The following is an 18,172-nucleotide window of genomic DNA, read 5'->3' as shown; positions in this document are numbered from 1 at the left end:
GGTTACAAAGAGTTTCGTTGGCAGGGAGATTGAAGTGACGTTTTTCAATGCTCGTCGCGGAGGCGGAAAGCACCGCAAGGTAGAGGTTTCCGCAACTTCTCGCGCAGCACTGGTCGCACTGTCCGCATCGACGATCGCTTCCTCCAACGCGGTCGCCCACGCAGCTGAGACCGAGAATAAGGCTCCGGAGAACTCAGCTTCGACTCAGACCCGCGCTGCTCAGCCGAAGAACAACGCTCCGATGGTGCTGGCCTCCAGCTCCTTCAATCCGAGCACTAACCTCAGCGACCACCTCGCTACGGCGTTGCAGTACAACCAGGAGCGCGTTGCTCGCGACCAGGCTGCCCGCGCTCCGAAACTCTCCATCCCGACCGTGGGGCTGCTGACCTCACCGTTCGGCTCACGCTGGGGAACCTTCCACTACGGTGTCGACCTGGCTAACGTCACCAACACCCCAATCATGTCCGTCATGGACGGCACTGTTATCGATGCAGGCCCGGCTCAGGGCTACGGCCAGTGGATTCGCGTTCGCCATGACGACGGCTCTGTTTCCGTCTACGGCCACATCGAGTCCATCTACGTTGCTGTCGGAGAAGCTGTCCGAGCTGGTCAGGTCATCGCCGGTATGGGCAACCGCGGCTTCTCCACCGGTACGCACCTCCACTTCGAGATCCACCCGGATGGCACCACTCCGGTCGACCCGGTGACCTGGTTCATCCAGCGTGGTCTGAACCTGAACTAATCAGGTATCGGCACAGGTACGAGCAAGCCTGGCCGCTCTGCGAAGGCCCTACCTGTGCACCGGCCCCTGTTTGACCGCGGCTGCAAGCCTCCCCTGATTAAATTTTTCAGAAACCGGCATCGCCGCCGGTACTGGGGCTTTACTCTTGACACATGGCAGAGACTCAAACATTCCGCATGTGGAAGAAGTTGGCTGCGACTCCAGTCGTCGGCAAGCGTCTATTTTCCTTAACCGCCGCATTGACGGCGCCATATTTCCGCACAATCTGTCCCAAGCTAGAGACGATGCAGCCTGGACTGGCGGTAGCGCGCATGCCCGCTTGGTGGGGCGTGCGTAATCACATTAAGTCCGTGCATGCGATTGCTGCGTGTAACCTCGCTGAATTCGCGATGGGCATGCTCTGTGAGGCCAGCGTACCGACAACGCATCGCTGGGTTCCAAAGGGCATGACGACGAACTACAAGCGCATCTCCGTTGGTGGCCTGACGGCTGTGGCCAAGGCTGAGTTGCCGGACTTCTCCACCATCACACCGGAGACTGGTGGGGTAGATTTTCCCGTCCACATCGTGCTGACCGATGCCAACGGCACCGAAGTACAAGATGCCACCATCAACTGCTGGGTGACAGCGAAGAAGCCTAAGTAGCCTCCACGCGATAGTGGCACGTGCACGGCCGCGGGTAGGGACGGCCAGTCGGGCGGTGGTTGTTCTTTTACAACTTCTCCATGGGCACGCCGCCGATAAGCATCATGCGGACCTTACCTGCGGATCCAAAGTCAATCATCGCAGTTGCCCGGGGCGCGGCCCCTTGGACCTCAAGCACAGTGCCTAAGCCGTACTTGTCGTGAACAACCTTGTCACCGGGCTCTAGGTGCAAGACCTGATTCTTCTTTCGGGATGACGCACCAGAGTTAGAGGATCCACCAGAGCCGAAGCCCGAGCTGGAACCGAAGCCCGACGAGGCACCATGGCCACGACCAAACGCGCTGCCCGCGCCGTAGCCACCAGAACCAAAACCACCAGAACCGGCGCCCCAGCTGCGAGCCGGAGCCTCGCGCAGCCAATCGATCAGGTCGCTTGGGACTTCCCCCAGGAAACGTGAAGGCGGATTATTCTGCGGCGAACCCCACGAGGACCGAGTCACAGCGCGCGTGAGATACAGCTGCTTGCGAGCTCGGGTAATACCCACATAGGCCAGACGTCGCTCTTCAGCCAGCTCCTTCGGATCGCCCAGGGCGCGCAGGTGCGGGAACAGTCCGTCTTCCCAGCCAATGAGAAATACCACCGGAAACTCCAGGCCCTTAGCCGTATGTAGCGTCATCAACGTCACTACACCGGTGTCATCATCCGGAATCTGATCCGCATCGGCCACCAGAGAAACTCGCTCGAGGAACGCCTGCAGACTTCCCGGCTCCGCTTCCCCATCGTTGTCGAAGTCGGCCGTGAAATCACGCGCGAGGTCATTCGCGATCTCCGATTCCACCGCGGACTCGCCACTGGCATCAGCACCGCTTTCAGCATCAGCTGCAGCGCCAGAGCCTTGATTTACATCAGCGCTAATATCCACCGACGACATCATCCGCGCCTCTGCAGAGAACTCCCGCGCAACGCTGACGAGCTCATTGAGGTTGTCCAGGCGCGTGGCATCTTGCGGATCATTGGAGCGCTCGAGCTCCGACTTGTATCCACTGCGGTCAATAATCGCGTTGACCAAGTCACCGATATCGGCCAGTTCACCGGATGCCATATCCGCCGCCAGAGCATCAATCATCTCGACGAACGCCGCCATCGCGTTTCGACTCCGCGCCGCCACCGCCGGAACCTTGCCCTCAGCTACGGCACGTAGCGCCGTGCCAAACGAGCACCGCTCGTCTTCGGCATAGAGCGACACATGCGCCACCGCACGGTCACCGATTCCACGCCGCGGCGTATTGATAATGCGACGCAGCGAAACATCATCGTCGAAGTTCTCAATAACGCGCAGGTAGGCGACAATATCGCGTACTTCCTTACGCTCATAGAACCTGGTGCCACCAACCACCGTGTACGGCACGCCCATACGAATGAAGACATCCTCTAGAGCACGGGAGGAATTATTGGTGCGGTAGAAAATCGCCACATCCGAGTACGAGTACGGTCCGTAATCGACCAATTGCTCAATCTCGTTAGCGATAAACCGAGCCTCATCGTGCTCATTGTCCGCCACGTAGCCCTTGATCTTGCCGCCCTCACCGAGATCGGTCCACAGCTTCTTCTCCCGGCGATTCTCATTGCGCGCAATCAACGCATTGGCCGCCGACAGAATCGTCTGCGTCGAGCGATAGTTTTGCTCCAGCAGAATCGACGTGGCCTCCGGATAGTCCTTCTCAAACTCCTCAATATTGCGAATAGTCGCACCACGGAAGGCATAAATGGACTGGTCCGAATCGCCCACCACACACAGCTCGCTCGGAGGCACATCTCCACCGGGCTTGCCGACGAGCGTCGAGACCAAAACATACTGCGCATGGTTGGTGTCCTGGTACTCGTCCACCAACACATGCCGGAAGCGACGACGGTAATACTCTGCAACCTGCGGATGATTGGTGAAGATCCGAACGACCTCACCGATTAGATCGTCAAAATCCACGGCATTAGCTGCCCGCAGCCTGGTCTGGTACTCCAGGTAAACCCGTGCAACGACGTCATCAAAAGGATTGCGCGTCGTCGAGGCATCCGCGATGGCCTTCTCCGGGTCAATCAACTCATTCTTGAGATTGGAGATACGCGACGAGAGCACGCGGCCGGTGAACTTCTTGGCATCCAGGTCCATGTCCTTAGCGATCATGGACAGCAAACGCCGGGAGTCGTCCGAATCATAAATAGAGAAATTGGAATTAAGCCCCGGTACTAGCGCATGCTGCATGCGCAGGATGCGCACACACATGGAGTGGAACGTGGACACCCACATACGCTGCGCCTGGTCACCGACCAGACCGGCCACACGCTCGCGCATCTCGGCAGCGGCCTTATTGGTAAAGGTAATAGCCAAAATTTGGCTTGGCAGCACTCCACGCGCACCGATTAGGTATGCAACCCTGCGCGTCAGCACAGACGTCTTTCCCGAACCAGCTCCAGCCACAATCAACAGTGGTGAACCAATGTGCTCCACTGCTTGGCACTGCTGCGGATTAAGCCCCTCTAGCAGCGACTCTGAATCAAAACTGGGCTCGAAGCCGCCGCCAAAACCGCCGCCAAAGCTGGCAGCGCCACTCGGCGTGCTATTGCTACCAGCGCCGGCGAAGTGGCCGAAACCACCGCGGCCAGGCGTAGCACCGCCCGACTCACCGTGGTTCGAACCAGCATGGCTATCGCCACTGCGGCCATCGTCAGCATTGAAGGACCCGAACAGCATTCCAGTTTCATTTCCCATGATGGCTACTACAGTAGCCGAGCCCCCGGATTGGACTGTTCGAATCCTTTGGCACAATAAGAACTATGAGCGAAAACCCTGCGGACACTCCCGCCGCACACACCGATAACACCGACGGCGCTGAGCACAGCCAGCAAGCTGCGGCAGTATCCCCTTTTGAAGTCCGCACCCCCACCGGCACCGATGACCCGTTGAGCTCCGCGGAGATCGAACAGTACCGCAAGGAAATCAACCGCCTTGACGGGCTGATTATCGATGCCATTCAACGCCGCACCGCAATCAGTAAGGCCGTCGGCAAAACCCGCCTGGGATCTGGCGGCACACGTCTCGTGCACGGCCGAGAGGTGCAGATCATCAACGAGTTCCGCGACGCACTTGGCCCAGAGGGCCCGGCAATCGCGTCGGCGCTGCTGCGCATGGGACGCGGTCGCCTGGGCTAACCCTCGCCAGCTACTCGCCCGTCTAGCCTTCCAGGGAAATCAGCTTTTCCTCTAGGAACTCATCGATACCGGTGAAGCCACCCTCGCGTCCAAGGCCGGACTGCTTGACACCACCGAACGGCGCCGACGGGTCCGACAGCGATCCCTTATTGACCGCAACCATGCCGGACTCCAACGCCTCTGCCGCACTAAGCGCCTTGGTCAGGTTCTCACTGAACACATACGCAGCCAGGCCAAAGATGGTGTCATTTGCCTGCTCAATCGCACGGTCGTCGTCTGTGAAGGTTGTCACCGCAACCACTGGACCGAAAATCTCTTCGCGGACAATATCCGCATCCTCGGGCACATCGGTCAGAACTGTGGGCTCGAAGAAGTAGCCGTCGGAAAGCGCGCCGCCGAGATCTGGAATCTTGCCGCCGCACTCGACCTTCGCACCGCGCTTGATCGCATCATCAACCAGATCACGAACCTTTTCCTGTTGATCGCGCAGCGCGAGTGGCCCAAGGTCCGTCGCAGGGTCGGTGCCCTCGCCCAACTTCAGTTCCGCAAAACGCTTGACGACGCCCTCGACGAACGCATCCTTCTTGGATTCATGAACAATAAAGCGATTCGGGGCGATACACACCTGGCCGCCATTGCGGAGCTTGGCGTCACTGACTGCCTGCACAGCCTTATCAACATCACCATCAGAGAGAATGACAAACGGAGCATTCCCGCCGAGCTCAAGGGAAACTTTCATCGAAGTTTCCGCGGCCTTCGCAGCGAGCATCTGGCCAACTTCGGTGGAACCGGTGAAGGTGAACTTGCGCAGGCGGTCATCGGAAAGCAGGGCCGAAACGTTGGCTGAGTGTCCTGTTGGCAGCACGGAGATTACGCCTGCGGGGACACCGGCTTCGATAAGCAGTTTGCCCAGGTAGAGCATGGTCAGCGGAGTTTTGGACGCCGGCTTAATAATGACCGGGCAGCCGGCGGCGAGTGCCGGGGCGATCTTGCGGGTACCCATAGCCAGCGGGAAATTCCACGGCGTAATAGCCAAAGCCGGGCCGACCGGCTGCTTAATCACCGCGACGCGCGAGGTTCCGCTCGGAGAAATTCGGTAATCGCCGGAGATACGCACGGCCTCCTCAGCGAACCAACGAAAAAACTCGCCACCGTAGCCGACCTCAGCCTTGGAATCCGGCAACGCACGGCCCATCTCCAGGGACTGCAGCTGGGCCAACTTGTCTGCATCCCGACGGATGAGTTCAAAAGCGCGGTAAAGAATCTCGCTGCGCTTGCGGGGCGGGGTTACCTTCCACTCCTTCTGGGCTGCGACGGCGTCGTCAAGCGCCTGCCTGGCGTCCTCCTCTGTGGCGGAGGCGACCTGGACCAGCGGCTTATCTGTCGCGGGGTTAACGACATCGAAGGTCTCACCATTCGACGCGGGACGGAACTCGCCGCCGAGGAGAAGGCCTGTGGGGACATCTTTGAGGATGTTGTCGTAATCAGGGGTGAAATCAGTCATATTTTCCAGGGTAGGTGCCTTTGCTGAAGCGGGCTAGGGACTCGTAGGTGGCGGATAGTCGACGGATGGTCGGCGCATAGGCGGAGCATAGGCACCGCGGAATCGAGCTGCCAGCAGATTGTGGTCACGCCTGATCGAATACTGTCGCCCGGCGAGAGCGCCAAAACGCAACTAGTCTGGGGAGGTATAAAGTGCATTTCGTCAAAACTCACCTGGGAGCAGGAATGACTGTAGATATCACCGCAACCGAACAGTGGGCTCAGCTGGCTAAGCGCGTGGACAATGTTCGCGCCACCTCGCTGCGTGAGCTTTTCGCCAATGAAGATGGCCGCACTGAGAAGCTGACTTTCGATGCGGGCACTCTCCACGTTGACCTTTCCAAGAACTTGATGTGCCTCGACGGTTTTGCCGAGCTGGTTGAGCTCGCTCGCGCCGCTGGCATCGAAGAAGCACGCGAGAAGATGTTCCGCGGTGACAAGATCAACACCACTGAAAACCGCTCCGTGCTGCACACAGCGCTGCGCCTGCCAGCAGAGGAAAATCTGACCGTCGGCGACCAGGATGTTGCTGCCGACGTGCATGAGGTGCTCGGCCGCATGCGCGACTTTGCTCGCAGCCTCCGCAGTGGAGACTGGCTGGGATACACGGGTCACACTATTAAGACTGTGGTCAACATCGGCATCGGTGGCTCCGACTTGGGCCCGGCAATGGTGACCAAGGCGCTGCGCACCTACGCCACTGCCGGCATTGATGCCCGCTTTGTCTCTAACGTTGACCCATCTGATCTACATGCGGTTCTGGATGAGGTCGATCCGGAGTCCACGCTGTTTATCGTCGCTTCCAAGACCTTCACCACGCAGGAGACGCTCTCCAACGCTCACGCAGCTCGCCGCTGGCTTATCCAGCAGCTGGGTAGCGAAGATGCCGTCGCCAAGCACTTCGTCGCCGTTTCCACGAATGCCGAAAAGGTCGCCGAATTCGGCATCGACACTGAGAACATGTTTGGCTTCTGGGACTGGGTCGGCGGCCGCTACTCCGTCGACTCCGCCATCGGCCTGTCCATCATGGCCGTCGTTGGTCCGATGGACTTCATGCGCTTCCTGCAGGGCTTCCGCGCAATGGATGAGCACTTCCTCAACGCTCCGCTGGAGCAGAACGTGCCGGTACTGATGGGCATGCTGAATGTCTGGTACTCAAACTTCCTCGACGCTCAGTCGCATGCCGTGCTGCCCTACTCTGAAGATCTCTCTCGCTTCCCGGCGTACCTTCAGCAGCTCACCATGGAATCGAACGGTAAGTCCGTGCGTACCGACGGCAAGAGGGTGGACTACAACACCGGAGAAATCTTCTGGGGTGAGCCGGGAACGAACGGCCAGCACGCTTTCTTCCAGCTCCTTCACCAGGGAACTCGCCTAGTTCCGGCTGACTTCATCGGCTTTGCCCGTCCACGCCAGGATCTGCCGACGGCTTCCGGCGAAGGTTCTATGCACGACCTACTGATGAGTAACTTCTTCGCACAGACCAAGGTGCTGGCCTTCGGTAAGACCGCAGAAGAAATTCGCGCAGAGGGCGTTGCCGAGGAACTCGTAGAGCACAAGGTCATGCCAGGTAACCGTCCGACCACGACCATCATGGCCGAGGAACTGACCCCGGACGCTGTCGGTGCGCTGATTGCACTCTACGAGCACATCACCTTCGTCGAGGGCATTGTTTGGGGCCTGAACTCCTTCGACCAGTGGGGCGTCGAGCTGGGCAAGCAGCAGGCTGGCGACCTACTGCCTGCTGTTACCGGTGAAGTTGCACCGGATTCGGGCGATGCCTCCACCGATGCGCTGCTGACCTGGTACCGCGACAAGCGCTAACGTCTTCTGGCCAACTGGCCTAGATAACTAACAGTCCGCCCTCGGCTTGAACTGATTCTCGCTGCGGGCGGACTTTTGTTATTTATATGGCCACTCGGTTGCGGTGAGGATGGGGCGCGGCATCCCGTCGCAAAGCGGGGTTGGGAAAAAGCTAATAGTATCTAAGTCATGTCTGCCTACATTGAAGATGATGTTCTTGCCTATCGACTTGCCGTGGGCGCCAGTGAAATTCTCAAGGGTGTCCGCAACGTAGGCCTGCTGCGTGGCCGCATTCTGGGAGATGCCGGCGACGCACTGGCACAGGAGTGGATTGCCCGCGTACTGGAGCAGCACCGTCCGGACGACGGACTGCTGTCGGAGGAAGCCGCGGATAACCGTGAGCGCCTGGACTCAAAGCGGGTGTGGATTATTGACCCACTCGATGGCACGCGTGAGTTCGCTTCGGGCCGCCAGGACTGGGCAGTTCATGTCGCTCTGGTAGAGGACGGTCAGCCGACCCACGCTGCTGTTGGTCTGCCGGATCACGGCCAGGTTTTCCACACGGGTGAGGCCAAGGCTGTCCAGGGGCCGCGTGCGGGCAAGATTGTCGTATCGCGTACTCGCCCACCGGCTGTGGCGAAGTACGTCGCTGACAAGCTGGGCATGGAGCTGGTAGAGATGGGCTCCGCTGGTGCGAAGGCAATGCACGTACTGCTCGGTGACTACGACGCCTACATCCACGACGGTGGTCAGTACGAGTGGGATTCGGCAGCGCCGGTTGGTGTCGCTAAGTCCGCCGGTTTGCATGTCAGCCGCCTAGACGGCTCCGCGCCGACCTACAATAATGTCGATACTTTCCTGCCGGATATGCTGTTCTGCCGACCGGACCTGTCGGAGGAGATTCTGGCAGCGGTGAAGGAATTCAAGAATCAAGAGCAGAAGTAGGTAAGCTAGGGCGGCTATGACCGACTCCACTGACATCACAACACAGGCTCATCAGGGCATTCAGACTCCGTACGAGGATTTGCTGCGCGAAATTCTCGCTGACGGAGCAGCTAAATCAGACCGCACTGGCACGGGCACTCGCTCAGTGTTCGGCCGCCAGCTGCGCTTTGATCTGAACGAGGGCTTCCCACTGATCACCACTAAGAAGGTGCACCTGAAGTCCATCGTGTACGAGCTGCTGTGGTTCCTCCGCGGCGATTCGAACGTCCGGTGGCTCCAGGACCGCGGAGTGACTATTTGGGATGAGTGGGCAGACAACAACGGCGACCTCGGCCCGGTCTATGGCGTGCAGTGGCGCTCCTGGCCCACTCCGGATGGGCACCACATCGACCAGATTGCACAGGCGCTGGAGACTTTGAAGTCCAACCCGGATAGCCGCCGCAACATCGTCAGCGCATGGAATGTCTCCGAGATTTCCAATATGGCGCTGCCGCCATGCCATCTGCTGTTCCAGTTCTACGTCGCAGATGGCAAGCTCAGCTGCCAGCTCTACCAGCGCAGCGCGGACATGTTCCTGGGCGTGCCATTTAACATCGCTTCCTATGCACTGTTGACGCACATGATGGCGCAGCAGGCGGGCTTGGACGTTGGTGAGTTCATCTGGACCGGTGGTGATTGCCACATCTACGACAACCACATTGAACAGTGCGAACTGCAGGTCTCCCGTGAGCCACGCCCCTACCCCACGCTGAAGCTTCGGAAGGCCGACAGCATTTTCGACTACGCTTACGAGGACATCGAGGTCATCGGCTACGACCCGCATCCTCTGATTCGCGGTCAGGTGGCTGTCTAAGTCAGCGAAAGGTGAGTGTCGACATGAACGAGTCCACCGCTTCCACCAGCGCAAAGCCCCCGTTTGTAGGGATGATTTGGGCGCAGTCTCGGGCCGGCATTATCGGCGACGGCGCGACTATGCCCTGGCATCTGCCTGAAGATCTTCAGCATTTCAAAACAACGACGATGGGCGCACCAGTCATCATGGGGCGTCGCACGTGGGACTCGCTGAATCCCAAGTTCCGTCCACTCCCGGGTCGTCGAAACATCGTCCTTTCGCGCTCCGTGTCCGATTTCCCCGGCGCTGAATCCGCAGCCAGCCTCGAAGCGGCACTCGCAGCCGTCGCCGACGAGCCCGCAGCATGGATTATCGGGGGCGGACGTGTCTATCGCGATGCACTTTCGCTTGCCGACGAATGCGTGGTCACCGACATTGATACTGATGTCAATGTCCCGGTACCGGTCATGGCTCCCGACCTCTACGACTGGGTTCGTGTCGAGGATGGCCCGTGGCAGACGTCAACGACCGGCCTACGCTACCGCTTCTGCACGTGGCGGCGTCTAGAGGATTAGCTTCCTTTAAAAGCCTCGGAAGGAAAGCCTCCGAAGAGCATCTGGGAAGGGTGCCGAGCAAGGCTCTGAGGTGGGGCTACTGCCCGGCGGACGTATTGCGCAATGGAATATCGGCCTTGGTCCGCGCGTTGGACTAAGTATGACTGATGTGAAGACTCCACAGACCACCGAACACGTGACCATTTACGCTGCGGCCTGGTGCCCTTTCTGCCAGAACCTCATTGCTGGCCTGAAGGAAAACGGCACTCCGTTTGAGGCTTGGGACGTCGAAAAGCACGACGACCTTTCGAAGTGGGTTGAGTCCGTCAATGACGGCAACCGCGTTGTGCCGACTGTGCTGTACTCCGATGGCGAGCACGCCACGAATCCGTCTGTGGAGGAAGTCACCGCTAAGTACGCTGAACTCTCCAGCAAGTAAGCGCAGCATAAGCGCATCGGTACGTTCTTATTGCACAGCCAAAAAGCCGAGCCCCACTTTCGGGGCTCGGCTTGTTTTAATTACGAGTGCGGCCGGTCATGTTGCCAGTCGCGATACCAGCATTAGTCCAGATCGTCGTGTGCCATCAGCTGACGAGCAGCCTCAGTAATCGAGCCAGACAGCGACGGGTAGACAGAGAAGGAGCTTGCCAGGTCATCGACGGTGAGCTGGTTGGAGACACACACAGCAATTGGCAGAATCAGCTCCGAGGCGGTCGGAGCGACCACCACACCACCGATAATCATGCCGGAATTCTTACGGCAGAACAGCTTGACGAAGCCGTGGCGCAGCGAGCGCATCTTCGCACGCGGGTTACCTGCCAGCGGGAAAACCTCAACACGAGCGGAGACCTCACCGGACTCAATCTGAGCCTGGGAGACACCAACAGTCGCAATCTCCGGGCGGGTGAACACTGCCGAGGAAACGGTGCGCAGGCGAATTGGCGAAACACCTTCACCGAGGGCGTGGTACATCGCAATACGACCTTGCATAGCTGCAACGGAAGCCAGCGGGAACAAGTCGGTGCAGTCACCGGCAGCGTAGATACCCGGCACGTTGGTGCGGGAAACACGGTCAACGTGAATGTGGCCAGACGGGGTCATTTTCACACCACTTGCGTCCAGACCCATATCCGCAGTGTTCGGAATCGATCCGACGGTCATCAACGCGTGGGAGCCGAAGACCTCACGGCCGTCGGAAGTGACGACGCGAACGCCGCCGTCCTCAGTGCGTTCGACAAGATCACAGCGGGCGTTCTTCACAACGTCCACACCGCGCTCCAGCAGGACCTCCTCCAGGGCATCTGCAGCGTCAGCATCCTCGTGCGGCAGGATACGGTCACGCGAAGCGACCATGGTGACCTTCACACCCAACTCGGTGAACGAGGATACGAACTCAGCACCGGTAACACCAGAACCGACCACAATGAGGTGCTCCGGCAGCTCCTCCAGTTCGTAAACCTGACGCCAGGTCAAAATACGGTCACCATCAGGAATTGCACCCGGCAGAATACGTGGGGACGCACCGGTGCAGACCAGCACCAGGTCGGCTTCAAGAGTGACCTCGCCGCCCTCGAGCAAGTCGACGGTGACGTAGTGAGTTACACGGCCCGGGTCGTGGTCATCGAGACGACCGCGGCCCTGCAGCATTTTGATGCCCTCGCGCTCCATCTGTGCGCGAACATCGTCAGACTGCTGCTGCGCCAGGCGCTTAACGCGCTCGTTGACCGCAGTGAAGTCGATTTTACGCTGGGAGAAGTCCGGGCGAAGACCCATCTCGTCCGCACGGCGCATATCGGTACGAACGCCCGTCGCCGCGATGAAGGCCTTAGAGGGAACGCAATCCCACAGGACGGAAGAACCGCCCATACCGGCATCCTCAACCACAGTGACTTCAGCACCGTACTTGGCGCCAACCAGCGCTGCTTCGTAGCCGGCTGGGCCGCCGCCAATGATTACGATCCTCTGTGCCACAAATCCTCCAAAGTTGCCGTGGATATCACAATGTAACTACCGCGGGAGGCGTTTTCCCCGCTTTGCCCCAATAGTCTAACGGACAGTCATGGTTGACTGCGCGCCATCCTCATAGCGTGCGACGATGCCAGCGAAGAGTTTCACACCAACGCCCAGGCAACGCTCGTCCACGATTAGATCATCTCGGTGCAAATCGTGCTTGTCTCCACGACCGGACCAGCAGCCCAGACGAGCCATCGCACCCGGGACGTGCTCGAGATACCAACCGAAGTCCTCGCCGCCGGACGACTGTGGGGCCTGAATGACAGCATTCTCGTCCACTCGTCGCACCGCTTCCGCAATCAGGGCGGTGCAGTATTCGTCGTTAAGCACAGGCGGCACGCCACGCTCGTAGTTGATGGTGCAATCGGCGCCGGTCGGAGCGAGGACCTGTTCAATCAGTTCGCGCACCAGTGGATCGATGTCGCGCCAGGTCTTGATGTCCGCGGTGCGCAGGGTGCCACTGACGCTGCCTTCCGACGGAATCGCGTTGTGCGCGTACCCGGAGTGAACGGAGCCGAACGTCAGCACGGTGCCTGTACGAGGATCGACGCGTCGCGACAGCAAGCCCGGCAAATCTACAATCAATTTACCCAGCGCATAGACAACATCGGCCGTCATCTGCGGACGGGAGGTATGCCCGCCCGGACCATGCACCTGAATCTCCAGGGTGTCAGCTGCAGAGGTGATGGCACCTGTTCGAACGCCAACGTGACCGACACGTAGTTTCGGCTCACAGTGGACAGCAAAAATACGTTCAACCCCATTGAGCGCACCGGCGGCAATAACTTCGGGCGCGCCGCCAACCATGACTTCCTCTGCCGGTTGGAAAATGAAACGCAGCGGAGTAGGCAACGTGTGCTTCTCGTGGTACTCAGCCATGGCCAATGCCGTCGCGAGCGTAATCGCGGTGTGAAAATCATGCCCGCAGGCATGCATGACGCCATCGTTGGTGCTGGCAAACTCCAGCCCCGTGGTCTCAGTAATTGGAAGCGCGTCTATGTCACCGCGGAAAGCGAGACGCCCTGGGAGTTCACCTCCGGCGTCACTACCGGCGAGTTCGGCTTCACCAATGTCAACCATCAAGCCGGTGTTGGGAAACAGCACTGGTTTCAGCCCTGCAGCACGCAGCTTCTCCTCCACAAAAGCCGTGGTGGCGTGCTCCATGTGAGATAGCTCTGGGTGCGCATGAAGATGCCGCCGCCACTCGAGAATCTCGTTCGCGTGCTCAGCCCACCAGTGCTTAATAAACTCCTCAATCACAACTCTCCAGTGTAAGCGCTCCGCCGACAGGCCGTAACAAGAGGCCTACCGACGACTGCGCCAGCGATAGCAGTGGCCGGCAAGCGCTTGAATGTCAGCGCCAGACGTACACATGACCAGGAGCCACTTCTTTAACTTTGACCTCTTCAATTATCAGATGTTTCACATTTTGAGGAAGTCTGCGATGATAATAGGCATGTCCGGCAATGGCACACCTAAGTCTCTCAGCATCCCCATCATCATCGTGGCCACAGCACTCGTGGTTGTCATCGGCATCGCCATCGGCCTGTCGCTGAACAATAATGATGAGCCCCAGCGTCCGGAGGTCCCCTCCTCCTCGCAGCCGACGTCGCCCAGTTCGACACCGCCGTCCTCGACGAGTTCGACTTCTACGAGCAAGACGACCACCACGACGACAACTCCGTCGAAGACCTCCGAGACGTCGTCAAGCACGCCGAGCACTTCGACATCTTCCTCGTCGTCGACGCCGAGCACCACGTCTTCATCATCAACGACGACGAGCTCCGAGCCGACATCAGCTCCAGAGGGACAGGACTTCGGCACTGGGCGCTCTGACTTGGACGGCCTGGGCTTCGTGGGTAGCTCCGCACGCTGCGACAGCGGCGACCGCGCCTTTGCTGTTGTCGCCGCTGAACAGGGAATTAAGGCTGCTGCTTGTGAGACACGCTCCGGCGAGAAGTACTACCGCTCGGATACACCACAGGGTTCCGGATCGATGGACATCATCGTCGATGAGGGCGACCGCGTTGTTGCACAAAACGGCTCGTACAAGTACCAGATGTCCCCCTCCGGAGTTCTTGTGACCAAGGACAACGAGGTCGTCAAAAAGTACGCCGCAGAAGCCTGGGGCACCGCCTAAGAGATCAGCTTAAAGATCAATGTTGCGGGGACCGTAGAGGCGGTCGCCCGCATCTCCCAGCCCCGGCACGATGTAGGCATCCTCGTTAAGATCCGGGTCCACCACAGTGGTGACAAGACGCACCGGGAAACCGGATTCCTTCAAGGCGTCGACACCCTGCTGTGCAGAAATGATGCACACGGCCGTGATGTTGTCCGCTCCGCGATCCGCCAACAGCTTCAGGGCATGCAGCAGTGAACCGCCGGTTGCCAGCATTGGGTCGACCAGGAAGACAGTACGACCGGACAAATCCTCCGGCAGCGCCTCGAGGTACGGCACCGGCTCATGGGTTTCCTCATTACGAGCCAAGCCAATAAAGCCCACCTGCGCATCCGGAATCATCGACAGCGACGGATCAATCATGCCAAGCCCCGCACGAATGACGGGAACAATAATCGGCGGATCCTGCAGACGGTAACCCGGCGCGGTGGTGATTGGCGTCTGAACATCGAAGTTATCGACGGGCAGCTCCCGGCTTGCCTCGTAAATCAGCATTGCGCCCAGATCGGCGAGTGCCGCACGGAAGCCCGCGTTATCAGTGCGCGCGTCGCGCAGAATGGTCAAACGTGACTGTGCCAAGGGATGGTTGACAACGGTAATCTCCATGCCTTCCAAAATACATTGCTTTGCTTTTGCCGCTCTGGTGCCGGCATCGCAAGTTTCTGAAAACGTGTTCCCCAAAAAAGATGGAACCGAATCGGCCTTTTTCGCGCCTAACAATACGAGGGCTTTTTACTGCGCTCCATTTGCGTAAGCCCGCTTATTACCAAATCCACTTGCCACTCAGCCGCCGTCCGAACCCCGCTAGCCGTTCTGCCACAGCACTGAGTGTTTAACCACACGCGAATTTCCTAGAGAGGCCGTAAATCTTGTCCCGTCCATCACTCCATAGTCCCCACAGCCAATCATTTCTCTCTCCGGCCACTAGCGGCAATGACTCAGTCTTTACGCTGGTGCCAGAGCTTATTTCTGCCAATGCCGCGCGTCTTGACGCATTGTCGCAGCAGGACGGCGGCACTGACTTGGACATCAGCGCACTGCACTCGCTTGGCGACGTCCCGTTTGCCGGCCCCTTCTGTCACGCTGCAGCCACTGCTCTACAGCGCCAACATGAGCATGTGGCTGAGCTGAATGAGTACGGCACCAGCGCTGCTCGTGCACTGAACGCTCTTGTCTCTGCGGTGTCCACTGCTGAAGATGCAGGCGCACATGCGTTGCAGTCCATCTCACCGAAAATGGGAGCCGTTGCAGCTCGCGGGATTGGCGGTGCGTGATGCTTCCCACCAATCTGCTTACGGAGGTCCCCAGCGCGATTGCACAACAGCTAAGTCCTGCCATCGCACCCGCACTGGCGGGACTTGCTGGGGCCGCAATCCCCGCCGCAAGTACTGCCTGGCGCTCAGTGGCAGATTCCGTTGACCGCAACTGGGGCGATGGTGCTGGTTCCGGGGCAGGAGCCGCGGGAACAAGCCTCAAACGGGCTGCAAATGCAGCAGCCGACTTGGAAGCTCGCGCCGGAACCATTGACAGTGACATTGCCAAGGGCCTAGCCGCAGTAATGTCAGCGGCCACTGATTTGGCCCGGATTGCCATAGATTTTGTTACTTCCGCCATGGGCTCGCTGACTGCGACGGCTGCGGGGCCCGCAGGTCTCGCCGCAACCGGTGCCAGCCTAGTCTCAGCGGCCAGTTCCGCGATCTCACAGGCCATTGCGCGGCTTATGAAACTAGAACAAGAACTGCGGCCTCTGGTGCAGTCGCTGATACAGCAGGCAAGCGCCGCGGTGGACACCCCTACCCCACCCCGTCCGGCGCAGTTGGAGGCCCCAGCAACCACTCAAGCCGCCCTCGCTTCTACGCCTACGAACACCCCAGGATCGGCCAGCGCTACCGATGCTGCAGATGGTTCGGAGGCGTCGTCCGATTCGGGCGGCGCGCCGGTGCCTGCGGATGCGGGGGCTGGCGCGCCGACACCAGAAGCCCAAGCTGCGGTGAAGGCTGCACTCAGTGCCGTCGGAACGCCCTATGGTTGGGGCGGAAATACTCCGGGGCAGGCGCTCGATTGCTCAGGCTTGACGCACTGGGCCTACGGGCAAGCTGGTGTTGATATTCCCCGCACGGCAGAAGCACAGGCCGTCGGCCGACAGGTGAGCCAGGATGAACTGCTGCCTGGCGATCTTGCAGTGTGGGACGGCCATGTCGCCATGGTTATCGGCGACGGAAAGATGGTCGAAGCGGGCGATCCGGTACAGGTAAACCCCGTGCGTACAACCAACATCGGCATGCCGTTTAAGGGGTTCTACCGCCCGACCGGATAGTGCGGTGGGTATCTGCGTCGTAAAACTTCTAAGATAGGACTACGCAAACTTGCCACCCGTGGGGGCGCTGCAGGTATGACAATTTTTGAGTTTTTTTAATAATCACCGACAAGCAGAAGGGCTGCGACGAAAACTATGGCCAGGAAAGGCATCGTTCCTATCGAACTCGAGCTGACCTCGGGCACCTTTTACACGTTGTGGGCTCCAAGCTGGCGTGAAGGTGGCTCCGAGTGGCAGGCTCTGCTCGGCCGCGGCGATGACATCTATTTGTTCTCATCTGCGGCAAAGCTCCTGGCTTTCCTTCAGTCGGATGCTCCTCACGACTTCACGCAGCACCCCAGCTGGCGCAACTTCAACCAGCAGCTACCGGGAGCGGCCATCGCGGCGCCACGCCACCGCTATGACCTGATTGGGCTGCCAGAAATTTTGGCCGGCCGGGCCGACTACGACCATGTTTCGCGCGCAGACCGCATTCTTGCCATCACTCGCTCGATTGGTGCGATTGCGGATCTCAATCCAATCAACCAGATGTTCGCCTCTCACTCTGTCCTGGCTGCCACGCAAAATGGTGCTGATCACTTCCAGGGCAATGGCGCCGCTCAGTGGTCGGCTATCGGCAATGTCATCTTGACCAACTGGGACAATTGCATTGACGCTATCGACGCCATCGGCGCAAATACTCCGAACATCGATGAAGAGTCTGAAACCACTGCTGCAGCCGCACTAAAGGAAGCGGAGGCCGCGGAGCGTGAGCGTCGTGAAGCCGCGGAGAAGAAGCGCGAAGAGGAAAAGAAGTCCGCAGAGGAGACCGTCGGCGATCCGTACGATCAGACGGTGTGGGCCAACGCTGGCATCGACCCGATCAAGATCTCCATCGCTGGCCGCACGCTCTACACCTTGCGTTGTTACATGGGGCGTCGCCCGCTATTCCTGGGCAGCGCCGGTGAGATTCACACGTTCTCGCAGCCACGCACGATGGTGCGTTGGCTGCTGGAGAACAAGCATCACGACATGTCGGCGCTGACGACGTGGGATGAAATCATCACTGCAGCCAACGCAGGTGAGCTAGAGGCCGTGGTGCACGAGGACAATGAGTACTCGTTTACCGGTCTGGCCGAGGATATTGAAAAGGGCCCGAACGCCGTGGACACCGCCCAGCTCGCCCGCGCGTACGAGCTACTCGCAGACGCCGCTGACTGGGCTGGTGATGATGCCGTGAACGAGGTACTGGCGGGCAATCAGCAGCTGCAGTGGCTGCTGAACTTCCTGCTGGACACCGGAGAGCTGTCCGAGCCAGTTCCGCCTTACGACGATGAGGCCAAGGGCTGGAGGCAGTTGGAGAAGGACTTGGCCGCTCGGTTTACGACCAAGATTTAGCTCCCACCCAGCAAAGC

The 18,172-nt window shown here is 59.4% G+C and carries 17 protein-coding genes; 12 read left to right on the top strand and 5 right to left on the bottom strand.

Features of this window, described 5'->3' with window-relative positions; translation table 11 throughout:
- The first annotated feature begins 34 nt into the window (after window positions 1-34).
- The gene (locus HMPREF2681_RS01150) at window positions 35-742 is read left to right on the top strand and encodes a M23 family metallopeptidase (protein ID WP_016422164.1); all 708 of its coding nucleotides are present in this window, start codon (window positions 35-37) and stop codon (window positions 740-742) included.
- A 152-nt stretch (window positions 743-894) separates the two neighbouring features.
- Window positions 895-1,386 carry a hotdog fold domain-containing protein gene (locus HMPREF2681_RS01145; RefSeq protein ID WP_038627827.1) on the top strand — a complete coding sequence of 164 codons (492 nt, stop codon included), beginning with the start codon at window positions 895-897 and terminating at the stop codon, window positions 1,384-1,386.
- Window positions 1,387-1,453: 67 nt separating this feature from the next.
- Here the strand turns inward: HMPREF2681_RS01145 and HMPREF2681_RS01140 are convergent, their stop codons facing one another.
- On the bottom strand, window positions 1,454-4,153 hold the full coding sequence (locus tag HMPREF2681_RS01140) for a UvrD-helicase domain-containing protein (protein ID WP_070545727.1): 2,700 nt from the start codon (window positions 4,151-4,153) through the stop codon (window positions 1,454-1,456).
- 65 nt (window positions 4,154-4,218) lie between these two features.
- Here HMPREF2681_RS01140 and HMPREF2681_RS01135 point away from each other — a divergent pair, with 65 nt between their 5' ends.
- Window positions 4,219-4,593 (top strand): chorismate mutase, encoded by a 375-nt coding sequence (locus HMPREF2681_RS01135; RefSeq protein WP_005509925.1) that lies wholly within the window; start codon window positions 4,219-4,221, stop codon window positions 4,591-4,593.
- A 22-nt stretch (window positions 4,594-4,615) separates the two neighbouring features.
- Here HMPREF2681_RS01135 and HMPREF2681_RS01130 read toward each other — a convergent pair whose 3' ends face one another.
- Window positions 4,616-6,097 carry an NAD-dependent succinate-semialdehyde dehydrogenase gene (locus tag HMPREF2681_RS01130; protein ID WP_070545724.1) on the bottom strand — a complete coding sequence of 494 codons (1,482 nt, stop codon included), beginning with the start codon at window positions 6,095-6,097 and terminating at the stop codon, window positions 4,616-4,618.
- 224 nt (window positions 6,098-6,321) lie between these two features.
- On the opposite strand from HMPREF2681_RS01130, the gene pgi reads away from it, so the two are divergent.
- The 5 genes from pgi (at window position 6,322) to HMPREF2681_RS01105 (ending at window position 10,708) form a co-directional block, all read left to right on the top strand.
- On the top strand, window positions 6,322-7,959 hold the full coding sequence (gene pgi / locus HMPREF2681_RS01125; protein WP_070545722.1) for a glucose-6-phosphate isomerase: 1,638 nt from the start codon (window positions 6,322-6,324) through the stop codon (window positions 7,957-7,959).
- 168 nt (window positions 7,960-8,127) lie between these two features.
- Complete coding sequence (locus HMPREF2681_RS01120) at window positions 8,128-8,883, top strand: 3'(2'),5'-bisphosphate nucleotidase CysQ (RefSeq protein WP_038627816.1); 756 nt, start codon at window positions 8,128-8,130, stop codon at window positions 8,881-8,883.
- 16 nt (window positions 8,884-8,899) lie between these two features.
- Complete coding sequence (locus tag HMPREF2681_RS01115) at window positions 8,900-9,736, top strand: thymidylate synthase (RefSeq protein ID WP_070545720.1); 837 nt, start codon at window positions 8,900-8,902, stop codon at window positions 9,734-9,736.
- A 23-nt stretch (window positions 9,737-9,759) separates the two neighbouring features.
- Window positions 9,760-10,290, top strand: coding sequence for a dihydrofolate reductase (locus tag HMPREF2681_RS01110; RefSeq protein WP_070545717.1), 531 nt, complete (start codon window positions 9,760-9,762; stop codon window positions 10,288-10,290).
- Window positions 10,291-10,429: 139 nt separating this feature from the next.
- Window positions 10,430-10,708 (top strand): mycoredoxin, encoded by a 279-nt coding sequence (locus tag HMPREF2681_RS01105; protein WP_038627805.1) that lies wholly within the window; start codon window positions 10,430-10,432, stop codon window positions 10,706-10,708.
- 122 nt (window positions 10,709-10,830) lie between these two features.
- Here HMPREF2681_RS01105 and HMPREF2681_RS01100 read toward each other — a convergent pair whose 3' ends face one another.
- Both HMPREF2681_RS01100 and HMPREF2681_RS01095 read right to left on the bottom strand, forming a co-directional pair.
- Window positions 10,831-12,240 carry an NAD(P)H-quinone dehydrogenase gene (locus HMPREF2681_RS01100; RefSeq protein ID WP_038627803.1) on the bottom strand — a complete coding sequence of 470 codons (1,410 nt, stop codon included), beginning with the start codon at window positions 12,238-12,240 and terminating at the stop codon, window positions 10,831-10,833.
- Between the two features lie 75 nt (window positions 12,241-12,315).
- Window positions 12,316-13,542, bottom strand: coding sequence for a M20 family metallopeptidase (locus HMPREF2681_RS01095; RefSeq protein WP_070545714.1), 1,227 nt, complete (start codon window positions 13,540-13,542; stop codon window positions 12,316-12,318).
- Between the two features lie 196 nt (window positions 13,543-13,738).
- On the opposite strand from HMPREF2681_RS01095, the gene HMPREF2681_RS11000 reads away from it, so the two are divergent.
- Entirely contained in the window at window positions 13,739-14,422 is a 684-nt protein-coding gene (locus HMPREF2681_RS11000) for a hypothetical protein (RefSeq protein ID WP_141746264.1), read from the top strand.
- 9 nt (window positions 14,423-14,431) lie between these two features.
- On the opposite strand, the gene upp is transcribed toward HMPREF2681_RS11000, so the two are convergent.
- Window positions 14,432-15,067: a uracil phosphoribosyltransferase gene (gene upp, locus HMPREF2681_RS01080; RefSeq protein ID WP_049171962.1), complete on the bottom strand. Its 636-nt coding sequence runs from the start codon at window positions 15,065-15,067 to the stop codon at window positions 14,432-14,434.
- Between the two features lie 347 nt (window positions 15,068-15,414).
- Here upp and HMPREF2681_RS01075 point away from each other — a divergent pair, with 347 nt between their 5' ends.
- The 3 genes from HMPREF2681_RS01075 (at window position 15,415) to HMPREF2681_RS01065 (ending at window position 18,155) form a co-directional block, all read left to right on the top strand.
- On the top strand, window positions 15,415-15,735 hold the full coding sequence (locus tag HMPREF2681_RS01075) for a hypothetical protein (protein ID WP_070545709.1): 321 nt from the start codon (window positions 15,415-15,417) through the stop codon (window positions 15,733-15,735).
- Complete coding sequence (locus HMPREF2681_RS01070; RefSeq protein ID WP_070545797.1) at window positions 15,735-16,778, top strand: C40 family peptidase; 1,044 nt, start codon at window positions 15,735-15,737, stop codon at window positions 16,776-16,778. The genes HMPREF2681_RS01075 and HMPREF2681_RS01070 overlap by 1 nt, the downstream gene beginning before the upstream one ends.
- 135 nt (window positions 16,779-16,913) lie before the next feature.
- Window positions 16,914-18,155: a hypothetical protein gene (locus HMPREF2681_RS01065; protein WP_070545707.1), complete on the top strand. Its 1,242-nt coding sequence runs from the start codon at window positions 16,914-16,916 to the stop codon at window positions 18,153-18,155.
- Window positions 18,156-18,172 lie beyond the last annotated feature (17 nt).

Origin of the sequence: Corynebacterium sp. HMSC064H12, from assembly GCF_001809925.1 — a bacterium.
In the GTDB taxonomy this organism is placed as follows: Bacteria; Actinomycetota; Actinomycetes; order Mycobacteriales; family Mycobacteriaceae; genus Corynebacterium; species Corynebacterium jeikeium_D.
The sequence above is the reverse complement of the archived record's forward strand: the minus strand, read 5'-3'. Positions and strand labels throughout refer to the sequence as shown.

What these genes read in the sequence shown, in the direction of transcription:
- pgi (WP_070545722.1), top strand. Translation starts at nt 6,322, where the DNA reads ATGACTGTAGATATCACCGCAACCGAACAGTGGGCTCAGCTGGCTAAG.
- HMPREF2681_RS01070 (WP_070545797.1), top strand. Translation starts at nt 15,735, where the DNA reads ATGCTTCCCACCAATCTGCTTACGGAGGTCCCCAGCGCGATTGCACAA.
- HMPREF2681_RS01120 (WP_038627816.1), top strand. Translation starts at nt 8,128, where the DNA reads ATGTCTGCCTACATTGAAGATGATGTTCTTGCCTATCGACTTGCCGTG.
- HMPREF2681_RS01135 (WP_005509925.1), top strand. Translation starts at nt 4,219, where the DNA reads ATGAGCGAAAACCCTGCGGACACTCCCGCCGCACACACCGATAACACC.
- HMPREF2681_RS01105 (WP_038627805.1), top strand. Translation starts at nt 10,430, where the DNA reads ATGACTGATGTGAAGACTCCACAGACCACCGAACACGTGACCATTTAC.
- HMPREF2681_RS01130 (WP_070545724.1), bottom strand. Translation starts at nt 6,097, where the DNA reads ATGACTGATTTCACCCCTGATTACGACAACATCCTCAAAGATGTCCCC.
- HMPREF2681_RS01065 (WP_070545707.1), top strand. Translation starts at nt 16,914, where the DNA reads ATGGCCAGGAAAGGCATCGTTCCTATCGAACTCGAGCTGACCTCGGGC.
- HMPREF2681_RS01145 (WP_038627827.1), top strand. Translation starts at nt 895, where the DNA reads ATGGCAGAGACTCAAACATTCCGCATGTGGAAGAAGTTGGCTGCGACT.
- HMPREF2681_RS01140 (WP_070545727.1), bottom strand. Translation starts at nt 4,153, where the DNA reads ATGGGAAATGAAACTGGAATGCTGTTCGGGTCCTTCAATGCTGACGAT.
- HMPREF2681_RS01115 (WP_070545720.1), top strand. Translation starts at nt 8,900, where the DNA reads ATGACCGACTCCACTGACATCACAACACAGGCTCATCAGGGCATTCAG.
- upp (WP_049171962.1), bottom strand. Translation starts at nt 15,067, where the DNA reads ATGGAGATTACCGTTGTCAACCATCCCTTGGCACAGTCACGTTTGACC.
- HMPREF2681_RS11000 (WP_141746264.1), top strand. Translation starts at nt 13,739, where the DNA reads ATGTCCGGCAATGGCACACCTAAGTCTCTCAGCATCCCCATCATCATC.
- HMPREF2681_RS01110 (WP_070545717.1), top strand. Translation starts at nt 9,760, where the DNA reads ATGAACGAGTCCACCGCTTCCACCAGCGCAAAGCCCCCGTTTGTAGGG.